The sequence below is a fragment of the Porphyromonas sp. oral taxon 275 genome (assembly GCF_018127745.1).
GTDB lineage: Bacteria > Bacteroidota > Bacteroidia > Bacteroidales > Porphyromonadaceae > Porphyromonas.
Genome location: NZ_CP072333.1, coordinates 1,084,062 through 1,097,805 on the forward strand (window position 1 = coordinate 1,084,062; position 13,744 = coordinate 1,097,805).

Below are 13,744 nucleotides of genomic sequence, written 5' to 3' on the forward strand. Positions count from 1 at the left end.
ATGGACGCTTGGAGCGCGGTGTACGTAGGCGTATGCCGCGAGCTCAAGCTCAAGGTGCTCTTCGTGTTCATGTGGGTTGGTACTACAACTGGCAGGACAAGGACGCGGCAAGCCACGTGCACCTACTAGAACGAGGCACAGCCAATAGATGGACAAAGCGGGGGCAGTTTAGGGGTAAGGTCGAGCCAATGAGATTCTGGCGCGATGCTGTCGCAAGCTCAGAGGCCGAGGCCCAGGAGATCATCCGTTCAGGCGTCAAAGGAGCGCTAAGTATATAGTAATGCAAGGTGTAAGCATAGATCTAAGCCGTAAGTGGCGTGCAGCCCAGTGGGTGCGCACTCGACTGCTCGATGATGAGGAGCTGAGAGATCGGATCGGTCAGAGAATCTATCCGGTTATTGCACCTTCTACGGAAGACAGCTACATCATCGTCTACCGCTCTGGCTACGGGAGGGAGCGAAGCAAACGAGAAGAGTACCGAAATACCTGCTACGTGGAGGTGGTCATCTTCTCCGATAGCTATGATGAATCCCTATCCTTAGCCGAACTCGTAGACCGTGTCCTGGATAATGGGCTGCCAGAGATCAAGGTCTTCGAGGAGGATACACTCGCTATCCTCGATTCAAGCGAAGAAGGATATACCGACAGTAAGTTTTACCAGCAATTAAGTTTTGAAATCAAGTAAGAAGTATGGCACAGCAACCATCACCAGCTACGCCTCAGACAAAGGCGGCGCAGACATTTGACAAGAATAGGGACTTGAACCTCGGGGAGCGCACCTATGTATTCCTCGCAGGCTACCCTATCGCATACGTCAAAAGCGACGATCTGAAGTTCACCCCGTCTCAGCAGGACGTATCGAGCAAGCTGTCAGGGAAGTACGACGACAAGATCGGAGGGAAGGTCGACTGGAGTCTCACCGTGGAGGCAATCCTCTCGCAGACGAAGGGGCACATGAGCTTCGACGCCTTGATGAACCTGTCAGCAGGCGGTCAGTCTGTTGATATGGAGATCAAGCGTGTTGTGGTCAAGGACACCAACGGAGTGCGTACAGTCTCCGATCCAGTAGCCTACCTCAAGGGTAAGGTTACGGTCAGCGACCTGTCGCGCAAGAGTAGCCGAGGCGAGCATGAGACGTTCAGCGTGACACTCTCGGGGTCTGGTCCTCTGCTCGACGCGACAGGCAAGGAGGTCGGATCGGACGAAGCTCTTGCAGCTACTGGCATCACCCTCTCCTAACCCTCGATCCTGAGCAATGGACGGATTGCGCCCACTGCGTCTATCACTCCGTGCCGTGTGTCTGTATGAACAGATCACGGCACGGAGCTTTAGCACGCTCGACCTCTCAGATGGGGCAGATGTGGAGGCTCTGAGCTATGCGCTGTGGTATTACGCTACGGACGAGGCGCAGACGCTCGATCGTTGGCGCGTGGCCTTGGAAGCCCCCAGTCTAGCGACGCACTTAGCTAGAGAGCTGGAGCGAGTACTATCTCTGCTCGAACAGCTGAGCGTACAGCGTACATCGGCATCTTCTGAAGGCGATGACGACGCAAAGCCAGGGTATATGACCCCAATCATCACACGCCTTGCCTATTCGCTTGGTGCAGAATTTGTCCTTGACCGCATGGAGCTTTGGGAGCTCCCGCACTACCTCGAATCGGAGGAGCAGCGTAGACGTCAGGAGTTGGAGGAGCAGCGCCTGTTCACGTGGCTCTCTATGCTGCCTCACCTCTCGAAGGACAGTGCACGCTCGGCCGAGGAGCTTCTCCCCTTCCCCTGGGAGGCGGAGCGCAAGGAGGCGGAGCAGCAGCTCGACCTAGACGTCCTCGGGGAGCTCGCCCTGAGGGGGGCTGCTAGAGAAGAAGAATAACCCACTTGAACCTTACCGACAATGAGTAATCTTGGAATTTCAGTCGTCCTTCAGCTGGTGTCTCGAGGCTTCCAGCAGGGCATGGATGCAGCACGTGCAGGAGTGGAGCGTCTGCGCCATGGTCTAGGAGCTCTTGACTCTGGACTTCGTCGCTCGAGTGAGGAGCTGCGCCAGTTACGGAGTGAGGCGGGACGCAGCAGTAGCAGCCTATCGGGTCTACGAGGTGTGGTGGCTCAGCTCGTCGGCAGCTTCGGTCTAGGCCTTAGCTTGGGTAGCTTCGTGTCGCGTCTGGCGAGCGTAAGTCGTGAGGCAGCCCGTGCTAGGATCGTGCTGAAGAACGTCAGTGCCACGACTACGGACTTCGCTAAAAGCCTAGCCTTCGTACGTGAGCTGTCCTCGACCTATGGGCAGGACATTACGAAGGTGACAAGTGCCTTCGCCAAGTTCAGCGGTGCTGCCAATGCCTCAGGGATGTCGCTCAGGGAACAGCAGCAGATCTTCGCAGATGTCACTAAGGCGATCAGCGCCTTCCAGCTCTCAGGAGAGGAAGCCAACTTGACCTTCCTTGCCATCACGCAGATGATGAGCAAGGGGAAGGTCTCCAGTGAAGAGCTGCGCAGGCAGCTGGGCGAGCGCATGCCTATAGCGATGCAGGCTATGGCTAATGCTGCTGGCGTGTCGATTGCAGAGCTGGAGGGCAAGCTAAAGCGAGGAGAGCTTCGAAGTGCTCAGGTCATGAGTAAGTTCGCCAGCGAGCTTGCACGACTCTCGGGGGACGTTTCTACGGACAACCTTGAGGCAAGCCTAGGGCGGCTGGGAAACGCCTTCACCTCTCTTGGTGATAGGCTGGACATCTCGGGGCGCTTCAAGCAGGTAGTCGATAGCCTCACGGGTATGATCGAGTACCTCAAGGGGCATCTTTCGAACTTCGTCCTATGGGCCTCTGGACTACTATCTCTTCGTCTCTTCTCTGGCTTCCAGCGGAGGATGAATAGTATCAGCACATCGCTCAATGAGGCTCGCGCGCTGCATGCATCCGAGGCGGCGAAATATGAGCAGCAGGCTGCGATAGCCGAGGCAAAGCTCAAGGCTGCTCAGGCGAAACTAAAGGAGGTAGAGGACTCACCCCTGACAGGCAAGCAGCAGAAACGCCTCGCGGACGTGGCGAAGCTTGAGGGAGACCTAAGCAAGACGCAGGAAGCGATCGCCAAGCGTGAGGCTGCCCTCCTTGGCTCTGAGCAGCGCATAGCATCCGAGAAGAGTAGACTGGAGGACGCCTTTGCTGCAAAGAAGCAGGCGCAGCTGGAGCGACTAGCAGCAGCCGAACGTAAGGAGGTCTTTCGGAAGGATGAGCTTGAGCGGGGCTTGGCGGCAAGCCGCTCGGAGGTAGAATCGAAGCGCCGAGCGGTTGCCCGGGCTAGGATCTTGAAGCGTAGTCTTGAGGGAGATTTTAGGCTGTCCCCTCAAGACGAAGCGGGGAACAACACCCCTTACTACCAAATCACCAATGCCCGCGAGCGCCGTGCCTTCGAATCTGAGGCAAAGCTCTACAGGTACAAGGAGCTGGAGGCGAGGAACGCGCAGCAGCGCGCAGCAGCCCTCGCAGCATGGCAACAGCGACAGGATGAGGAGCGCACCAAGCTGCGTCTCCGTGCAGCGGAGCGGGTGGACAAGGAGGAGCGTGCGCTTGCTGCTGCTCGAGCTAAGCTTGCCGACCCGAATAATCAAAGTGGCAAGCGCTATCAGCTTGAAGAGGCTCAGCGTGCTAGTCTGAAGGCGAAGGCGGAGATAAACGCCCTTGAGCGCCGATACTCAGAGGAGGTGAATGCGTCCAATAAGGCTATCAAGGCGCAGCGTGTGGCGGACGAGAAAGAGCTGCACGATCTACGCAGTCGCTACGCATCTGATGAGGATAAGGTACGGCAGGCGCGGATGAAGGCTGAGCTAGCCAATGAGGAAGAGCGTAGGGCTAAACGCAGTGAGGCTCAGGGGCGTATCAACACCTCCAAAACGCAGTTAGAGGAGGCAAAGAAGTTAGCCGCGGAGCATCAGCGTGCAGCCTCCGCTACGACGGGGTTCTGGGGACGTGCAGCGCTGACAATGCGCAGCGCTTGGGCGTCTGCCATAGCAAGCATCAGGGCGATGATGTCCTCCCTTGTGCCTATGGCTATCATAGGTGCGGTCTTCTCCATACTAACCATGCTCAAGGACTGGTATGAACGCACCAAAGAGATTGCCTCCATGCAGGGGCGATATCGCAACGAGCTGGAGCACATCAAGGGAAGCCTCGGAGAAGAAAGTCGGGAGCTTCTTCGCCTATTCGATGTCTACAGATCACTCCACGGGAAGACCAAAGAGCAGCAGGCCGTGCAGCATCAGATCGAGAGATCCCTGGGACTACAGGAGGGCGCCCTGAACCGTCTCGCTGGGAAGTACGACCAGATCAAAGCCATCATCGGCGATACCATCAAGCTCAAGGAGCTAGAGCGACAAATCGAGTTCAACAAGAATTCCGAACAGGAATGGCGCTCACAGCTTGATAAGTATGCGGTAGAGTACAACAAGGAATATGGCCACACCCTGACCGAAGACGACAAGCAGGCGATTACCGAAGCCCTAGCCGTCGCTAGAGACCCAAAGTATAAGCCTACTCGATCTGCTATTGTGGGCGAGATGTACCGCAGAGGGCGTAATCAATTCGATGGGGATGCGTATGTGCAGATAGAAGCTGAACTAGCTTATCAGAAGAAGACGGGGAAGCAGCTTTCCTCGAAGCAAAGAGGCTTCATATATAGCCTGACCGATGGGGATTGGAATAATGCGGACTACAAGGAGGCAGCAGCAAAAGCTGCCGTAGCGCAACAGGCTTCAGTCGAGAGAGCAGCAGCTCTCAGGAAGCTGGCTGAGGCTGAGACAAAGCGAGGCGAGACGTTGCAGTCTCTAGGTGTCCCCACCGATCGAGTCGACGCAGGCGTGAACGATGAGGGGAAAAAGGCGAAGAAGAGCGAGCTACAGAAGCTGCGTGAGCGCATAGCCCAGGAGGAGCGTGAGCTCCTGAACAGAAGAGCAGCGGGCGACATATCCAGCAATGAGGAGCTACGCCTAGCCCAGCACCAGCTAGCCGAGCGCTACCGTACGCAGCTCGCCTCCCTCATCGGGGGGCAAGCGCTCTACGACAGACAGTATCAGCAGCTGGGCGGATACCTCATCGCGGACAAGGCACTTCTCGATGCCAAATCAGAGAGCGCCAAGCGCCTCACCGAAGCGAGCGCCCTCGAACGAGCGGGACTAATAAGCAGCGAGGACCTGATACGACTCAGGGCTGATCGAGCAAAGGCAGAGCTGGAGGCAATGATCGCTACACGTGGCGAACTAGACCTCAGCGACAGTTATACGCAGCTCAAGCTCGAGGAGCTTAGTGCCACCAGCGAGCTAGCCGAGCTAGAGCGGTCCTATGCTCATGCGCTCGAGCGACTCACGCTATCCCTTGAGGCTGGGACGATCTCGCAGCAGGAGTATCAGAAGGAGCTGCAGAAGCTAATCGGGGATACCCGACGCAGCGCAGCCGAGGCTAAGGCTCATAATCCCCGAGAGGAGGGACAGCGCAAGGTCTTAGTGCGTCGCCTCAGCCAGGATGCCTCAGCCCTTGAGCGCCCCACGCTTCAGGCGCGTGATGCGACCTTTGACTACAAGAAGGACAAGAGTGCCATCACCGAGGAGCAACTGCGCCTCATGGAGGAATACGTCCTAGAGCTAGAGCGCTTCGAGAAGGCAGGTTCGGACGTAGCAGACGAGCTGGCTAAGGCACGTAGGGAGGCAAAGAGCTTCGAGGAGTCCTTTAAGCTGCAGCGCATCGAAGATGACCTGAAGAGCTTCCAGCAGAGCCTTCGAGATAAGACCTTCAGAGGCATTAAGCAGGTAGGCCAAGCTGCCAGTCAGCTACAGAGTTCCTTCGAGGGGCTGAGCAAAGCCTTTGACCCCGAGCAGAACGCCTCAGCATGGGAGCGCTTCTTCTCGGTATTCAATTCAGGCATACAGATGGTGGATACAATAGCCAGTATCGTATCTATGCTTGAAGAACTAGGGAAGGTCAGAGAGGCGATAGGTGCAGCGGAGTCTGCTCGCACACAGCAGCAGTTGCTCCTATCACAACAGCAGATGGCTGTTAACGCACAGCAGACAGCACAGGAACTAGCGGGGAGTGCAGCCCGAACGGCTGCGACTACTGTCGAGACAAAGGCGGACGTCGTCTCCGCTGCAGCCAAGGCGTCTAAGGCGCACGCGGCGATCCCCTTCGTCGGTGCAGCGTTGGCTGCTGGGGCTGTCGGCGTCCTCCTCTCTCTCATAAGCCGTAGTGCAAGCTCCATACCTAAGTTCGCGAATGGGGGGATAGTCCCTGGTGGTGATGGGCATGGGGATCGTGTCCTTGCTCGTGTGAACCCAGGAGAGCTGATCCTCAATAAGGCGCAGCAGGGGCGACTTGCGAACCATCTTACTGACGCACAGAGCCTGCGTGTCTATGTCGAAGGGCGTATATCAGGTAGGGATACGCTACGTATTACAGGGGCTGCTCAGAGGCGCCTCGATCGATGAGTCTAATTTGACGCTATTCTCTCATTCAAAAAGAAATTATGTCAACAGCCAGCTATTACGGCCTATTCGTAGACCGAAACGGAGTGCAGCATGCGCTCTGTATTGATTACCCGCAGCGGGAAAATGGCGCGGTTCGTCGATTCGTCTCCTTGGGCGTTCCCCCAGTTCGGTTGAGCTATGAAAGCGAAGATCTTCTTAGCCCTATAGTGGAGGGCCGCTGTAGGTTCAGTATTTACAGCGAAGACGACCAGCAATTTGTCCATCTATGCCGCAGTCGAGAAGGAGAGGTGCGAGTGTCGCTATTCAAGCTGGGTGTCCCCCGAGAATGGACACTCGACGAGCTACAACATCTAAGCGGAGCAGCAGGCGTTCAGCTCCTATGGCAAGGAACTCTTGACCCTGAGAGCTACAGCGAGCCCTATACCTCTCGATCTGGCTATATGGTTGAGTTGGAAGCTTGCGACCTCGGGGTGCTCAAGCGTAAGAAGTTCGTCGCGCCGAAGGAGAGCCGCTTGGAGCTCCGCCAGCTCATCTCTAAGCTCTCTTCTCCAGCGGGCGTGGATGTGGCGTTCAGCGGCAGCCAGTGGGTCACTGAGGCCGTTTCGCGAGACGGCGATGGATCATTTCGTGTAGCTCCTGCCAATTTATATGTATCCTCGGCCCTCTTCAATCAATCTGGCAAAGAGGACGCTGAGGGTAAGACTTGCTATGAACTCCTTGAGGGGGTACTTAGGTCCCTTTCCTTGCGCATAGAGCAGCGAATGGGACGCTTACTCGTCTACGATCTGAACAGCATGTCGTCTACGGATGATTCGGAGCGCCGAGCGCTCCTCACGTCAGCCCCTCAACGCTTGCGCCCTATGGGTGATGACGCCGAAGTGATGGGGACGCGTGTGTATGATCAGCTCTTGCTCTCCGTTGATCAGGGTCTAGGATCTGTCCGCGCCTCGTATCGCTCAGCTCTTGAAGGGTCTCTAGATAGTCGCACGCTAATGAGTGTGCCTAGATTGGACACGCTTGGAGGGTATGATTTGATTGGATATAAGTACGCACGCGAAGGTAATGAGGCGATCTCTCGAAAGGTGACGATCGGGGAGGATGCAGCGATGCTCGTAGTTTCTTGGATACCTGAGGCTAGTCACGGTGTTGGTCTAGTGTATAGCGGAACTCGTCACCAGTGGGTGCTAGCTCCCATGCTCTATCATTCGGCGTCCTCTAGGCCTGTATTCGTGGACGAGGGCAATATCATCCAGCTTTCCAATGGGCACGTCCGTACAACTCGCTTCCTCGATCGCTCTATGGAGGAGGACAAGAAGGAACTTAGCGTCCCGTTTGGTACAGAGGAGCGAGATGGGGCACTTATTGCTCTTCGTCCTGCTTTGGCTGGCGTGCACGTCTATAGTTCTAGTGCGAACGCTACAGAGGTGTACAAGTCCCTCAAGGAGCAGTGCAGGAGGCTAAATCCTAAGGTGGGGGATTCGCTGTATCGACTTACATCTGTAAACCTGAACATACCTCATGTGACTGTGGACGTTCAGAAGTCGTCGAGCTTGCGATTGTCGGCTATGATGCTGCTATCTCTATCTCCTAGTATCTTCCAGCCACTGGATCAGTCCAACATTATTATCCTTCGCGGGGATAAGCGCGCTACGTCGAAAGACGAGGACGATACGTATTTCGGCGATCTGAACGCCAAGATGCTCGATTATCTGAATTCGCTCGGGAAGCGTTACCCCCAGATGCGTATACCTTTTGATCTCGTCGCTTATGACGAGACGGGGAAGTCGTGGCGCCTGAAGCTAGGGCGAGATCCTAAGGCAAAGGTTGGCGACTACGATAGGCCTAATAGAGCGGAGTGGGTGTACTTAGATGGGGCATTTTATGGGCTTTGGTGGGAGCCAGCTACCTACGATGTAGAAACATACCGGGAAGACCTCCCCTTTCTACAATGGGGCTATAACACGAAGGAGTGGGATAATAGCATCCAGTCGGAGCGTAGCTTGAGCTTCTCATCTAGTTGGCAGAAAGCAAACGAAAGATTGCTCGGTAGGCCTTTTTCGATGAGCCACCCTGACCTTGGAGAAGGTATGGTCATCCCCATGCCTCCGGTTGGGGCTACACGTCTCTCTCTAACCATCTTCGCCAATGGGAGATTCTTCCGAGGAGGTAGGCCAGTTGAACTGCCAATATGGGACGTGCCAAATTATATTCTGCTCAAGGATATCTCTCTATCCTTGTCTGACACGGATGCAGCCGAGGGAGTAGAGACTAAAGAGCGTCGCCTACTATACACGTATCATGAGGAGGGGCAGGAGCGTCTTGAGCACAAGCTCCTGCTTAGCGATGGATTTGGCATGCACCCAGCGTCTCCAGCGATCCTTCGGACGGGAAATGGTCGAAGCCTGTATGACTTCTATGCAGAATCACGGCCGTCCTTCCGCTCGCGTTATGACGGACGGCACGCCTATGGAGGTGTGGGTACATTACCCGATTTCCTTGCACTCCTCTGTGGCTATAACTACGGATCTCAGGCTACGCGCCCTATGGAGCTTAGAGGGACGTTTGCCGCCAGTGATGATGTCGGGATCAAGGAGTATGTGGGCCGCCAGTACATACGCATAAGCGAGGAGGTGGATGTTCAGGATGGCAGTAGCAAGATGGTCCTTCACGAGCTGCGTCCTCAACTTGGGGGAGCTGCCTTTGTGCCGCAGATCCTGCAGCTAGGGAATAGCGCGCGCCCGGTCCTTCCTAACGTCGATTGGTCACGCTACGGGCAGCTGATTGACTCTGAGGAGGCAAAGCGTCTAGCTGCCGAAGAGGCTGAGTCCAAGGCCGAGGAAGCCAAGCGGCATGCAGAGGAAGAAGCAAAGGCACGAGCTAAGGAAACGAGGGAGGAGGCGGTGCGCCGTATCAAAGAGTTATCCGAGGAGGACGGGAAGCGATACCGTGACGCTATGATTATGTGGGGGAAGGAGCGTGATAAGGCATCGGAAGCTCTCAGGTCCTACACTGATGAGAAGACCGAGGAGGCCAAGGGCTACGCCCGTACGTGGGATAAGCACAGCCACACCTTCGATCTCTCTGCACTTGACTCCTCGAAGTACTATGCCTGCATCGTGTGGCTCTCGGGGACGCCCTACAAGAATCCCAACAGCGCCCGAATCAGAGTCTACTGCGGGCTAGGAGCAGCAAAGGCTGCGCCGACCTACGCGACGAACGCGACGGGATTCGGTCTGCAGCTTGAGTGGACGGTCAACGGCGAGGGCTGGGGTGGTCGCTCCGCCGAGCGCGTGATCACAGGCTATCAGACGAGGTTCGTTAAGCAGGGCGAGGAGGTCTGCAGTGTGCCGAAACAGCGTGAGGAGATTAGCGCCGAGTACGTCTACCTGCGTGGCGGCTACGTCTATACGATGGACGTGTGGACAGAGCAGGAGCCCCGCGGCTTCTTCCTCGCCGAGACAGACTGGGCTGCTAAGGGCTATGAGACTAGGACGGTCTTTAGCCCTGTGACGAGCGTCACGCCTCCCAAAGTGATATACAAAGAGCTGCGCGACAGCATCGACGAGGGCGACAAGGCAGCACTCAAGGGGGCCAAGAACTACTACGACAAGGAGCGGGAGAAGATAGACGCAAAGATAGACGCCAATACGCGCGAGCTAGCAGGGCGGATCACCTCGAGTGACGCCAAGCTACTGGAGACTCAGCAGGCGATGCAATGGCGATACGCCTCGTTACTAGAGGCCCAGCAGGCGATGCAGGCGGAGCTGCAGCGCCAAATCGACAAGCAAGTAGAGAGCCACTACGGCGAGCAACCGCCCTCTGGGCGCTACGGATGGACGGCTGCCGAGGACGCCAAGCACGAGGGCGACACCTACACCTGCCGCGCCCCTGAGGGCGTCACCATCACGCCCGAGAATGCGGCGAAGTACCCCAATGTCGGGAAGAGCTGGCGATTCAGCCGAGGCGGCTGGGTGGAGCTGGCGGATACCGACCTGACGCGTGCCTTAGCTTTGGCGGGGCAGGCGAAAGCATCCGCCGACGGTAAGGTGACGCACTACCGCGGGGATGCTATCCCCACGGGTTATCGAGAGGGGGATCTGTGGACGCTGACGGCGGCTTGGAGCGGCTTCCGCAAGGGATCTATACTCACTGCCATCAAGGACGAGGTGGTGGGGCAGTACAATCCCGCTCACTGGCGCGAGGAGCTGAGGTACACCGACGACAGCGCGTTGCGCGATATGCAGCTGGGCGGTCGCAACTACGCTAAAGGCACAGCTGGCGTCAAGGAGGGCAGCGGCTATATGGTCTCCGAGTATCGTGTCGGTGCTCCGTGGGTGGCTGGGGTGGACTACACGGTAAGCTTTGTCCTTGGCTCGGAGGACCCCGATATGATTGTCGCCCTCTATGTGGACGGATGGAGTGCATCGGACTGCGCTGTACGTGCCGAAGGCACACCCACTCAGGGAGCTGACAGCCTCTACTACGCGCGCTACAGCGCGACCTTTCGGACGACTGAGGAGCGCATAGCCCTGAGCGTTAAGCGTATCGCGGGAGGCAACGGAGGCTTCCGCCTCTATAAGACGAGGAGGGCTGGGGCTAGCGACCAAGGCCGCTACGTCTTGTCTCGAGTTATGCTGGAGCGTGGCAATAAGGCCAGCGATTGGTCGCCTGCGCCTGAGGACACCGACGAGGCCATTAGCAAGGAAGGCCAGGAGGGTCGCAAGTACACCGAGGGCAAGACAAAGGAGGCGAAGGACTACGCGGATACGAAGACCAAGGAGGCAAAGGATGAGGCGGCGAAGAAGGCGAAGGAGCAGGACGGCAAGCTGAAGACGCTTGAGGAGGCACGCGCGGAGCAGGCGAAGGCACTGCAGCAGCTGGGAGTGCGCCTTGATGGACAAGGAGAGGAGCTCAAAGCGGCACATCGCGGGCTAGAGAGTTATCGCTACCTCACCGAGGTGCTGGGCAAGGGTGACACGCTCATATCGGGCGGTCTGGTGCTCTCGAACATCATCGCCGCACGAGACTCAACGGGCGGCGTACGCTCTTGGATCTCGGGACTCATCAAAGACGCCCACGGACGCAATTACCCTGCCTTCGCCGCTGGAGTCACGGGATACGGCACGTCGCAGGAGCGCCGCATCGTGGAACTTAACCACGACGGAAGCGGACATTTCGGGCTCATGTATATCGACGACAACGGGCGTGTCCTCCGCTTTCGCCCTGAAGGGAGCAAGGCGGGCGAGGTGCTGCGTATCGGTGGCGAGCAGCCCTCTCTCGAGCAGCTGCTGGCGCAGCGCCCCTTCAGTGCTGGCCTTCTCCACTCAGGCGGCTTCGACAGGCGCAATCTCGCCGAGACGCTTGGGGCGGAACTCTGGCGCAGCTCGGAAACCTTCCACGCCCCCATGGGGGCACATCTGAGCTATCGCATGAGCGTGAGGGGGCTTCGCTGCTTCGTTACAGGAGGTGACCCTGCAGCGTATCCGTACATACGCCCGGAAGAATGGGCTACAGATGTAGAGCTGAATTTCACTGTATGGAGGTCCGGTGACCCCTTTGACCCTGTAGCGGAGGTCACCCGCTACATCCGGGCGAACGCCTCCATGGGGGAGAGGGAGCAGTCGGTGGAGGATGTACGCCTTGAGCTAGACCTCCCTGCCACGGATACGTACTATACCAAGGTGACTGCCACGCGCAAGCAGCTCTACCACGTAACTGTCTCAAGCAAAGAGCAGGTGGACAAAGCCCCCTCGGGGCTGGCGGTAATTCTGGAGCTGACGGTACAGGAATGCACGGGCACGGTGCGCAAGGCTTCGGATGTGGACCAAGAAACAGTCATCTCCACTCGAGGAATCTCCGTGGTAGGAAGTGCGCAGCGCCTCTTCGCCGTGGACAGCTCGGCGGGCAGCTCTAGCCCTGTGCTGGCTGTGCGTGGTCGTACGGACATGCCTGGTATCCTCGCTGCTGCGGAGATTAAGGTGCATCCACGACTGGAGATCGCCACACGCTGGGGCATGCACGCCACGCGCCTCAAGGTGGAGCGCATCGGTGGCGGGCGATACCGCGTGACGCACCTACTGAACCGCCTAGACTACATCGTGCAGCTCACACCCTACGCCAACGGTTACGGAGGTATGGCGGTGGAGAATAAGCGCGCCTCCTCCTTCGAGGTGGTGACCTATGACCGCACGAGCGGAACGGATGGTACACCCTTCGCTCTAACTATTATCGGCGACAACGCCTAGTAGGCCATGCTTAGATTACGCCCTCCCCCCTCACTCCCTCGCCTTTGCCTAGTTCCTCCGACGGCTAGGCGCGACAATAACCGACAGACCAACCATTAACCAAGACCAAGACAACTATGCTTTATCACTTTATGCACCGCCTGCCCATGGAGGGCTTAGTGGCGGATTCCCTACTCTTCGCTCTGCTGCACGCTATGGTGCTGGTGGCGATCTTCGTTGACCTAGCCGCGGGCTGGCGCAAGGCCAAGCGCCTCGGTCAGGCGCGCACTTCTAAGGCGCTGCGTCGCACCGTCAGCAAGATAAATAGCTACTACAGCTGCCTCTTGCTGCTCTCCATGGTGGACGTGGCGCTCTACCTGATAGACGTCTGGGAGCGCTTCGGCGTGCCTGAGCTACCGTACTTTGCGGCTTTGGGCACGGTCTTCATCCTCATCATTGAGCTACGCAGTGTCTATGAGAACAGGAGCTTTAACGATCCCCAAGCCCCCGACGAAGACGAGGCGATCCTGAGCGATAAGGTCAAGGCGCTAGGCATGACACTGCGCGACGTGGCAGCCTTTGCTAAGGAGCACAGAGAGCTGCTGGATGAGGTACTCAAGGGAAAGGAGGCGAGCGATGGAAAGTAGGCACAAGTATTTTAGCCTCGCCGAACTGATCAGGAGCGAGACGGCGGAGAAGCGCGGCATCCCCAATGTCCCCGGCGCCGACGTCGTGGCGGAGCTGCACCGACTGATGGACTACCTTGACAGTGTGCGCGAGAACTACGGCGCTCCGATACGCATCTCCAGCGGCTACCGCAGCCCTGCCCTCAACGCGGCGGTCGGAGGCAAGCCCACGAGCCAGCACCTCAAGGGACAGGCAGCCGACCTAGTCACCGACGATCTGAAGAAGCTGGGCAATGTCATCCGTCGCATCGGAGGCTTCGACCAGCTCATCTACGAGCATGTGGGCGGGGCTCGGTGGATCCACGTGTCCATAGCCCCAGAGGGTAGACCACCTCGAGGCGAAGTTCTATATATCACGAAGTAACAAAAGT

Annotated in this window: 7 protein-coding genes; all 7 read left to right on the top strand. The window is 57.5% G+C overall.

Annotated features, from left to right (window positions below):
- Window positions 1–280 precede the first annotated feature (280 nt).
- Entirely contained in the window at window positions 281–685 is a 405-nt protein-coding gene (locus J4862_RS04340) for a hypothetical protein (protein WP_211789507.1), read from the top strand.
- A gap of 5 nt (window positions 686–690) precedes the next feature.
- A complete protein-coding gene (locus tag J4862_RS04345) occupies window positions 691–1,239 on the top strand; it encodes a hypothetical protein (protein WP_211789508.1) in 549 nt (182 codons plus the stop codon).
- A 325-nt stretch (window positions 1,240–1,564) separates the two neighbouring features.
- Entirely contained in the window at window positions 1,565–1,870 is a 306-nt protein-coding gene (locus J4862_RS04350; protein WP_211789509.1) for a hypothetical protein, read from the top strand.
- Window positions 1,871–1,891: 21 nt separating this feature from the next.
- Window positions 1,892–6,463, top strand: coding sequence for a tape measure protein (locus tag J4862_RS04355; protein WP_211789510.1), 4,572 nt, complete (start codon window positions 1,892–1,894; stop codon window positions 6,461–6,463).
- A gap of 2,474 nt (window positions 6,464–8,937) precedes the next feature.
- Window positions 8,938–12,708 carry a hypothetical protein gene (locus J4862_RS04360; RefSeq protein WP_211787919.1) on the top strand — a complete coding sequence of 1,257 codons (3,771 nt, stop codon included), beginning with the start codon at window positions 8,938–8,940 and terminating at the stop codon, window positions 12,706–12,708.
- Window positions 12,709–12,824: 116 nt separating this feature from the next.
- Window positions 12,825–13,334: a phage holin family protein gene (locus J4862_RS04365; RefSeq protein ID WP_211787920.1), complete on the top strand. Its 510-nt coding sequence runs from the start codon at window positions 12,825–12,827 to the stop codon at window positions 13,332–13,334.
- Window positions 13,324–13,737, top strand: a complete 414-nt coding sequence (locus J4862_RS04370) for a D-Ala-D-Ala carboxypeptidase family metallohydrolase (RefSeq protein WP_211787921.1) — start codon at window positions 13,324–13,326, stop codon at window positions 13,735–13,737. The genes J4862_RS04365 and J4862_RS04370 overlap by 11 nt, the downstream gene beginning before the upstream one ends.
- Window positions 13,738–13,744 lie beyond the last annotated feature (7 nt).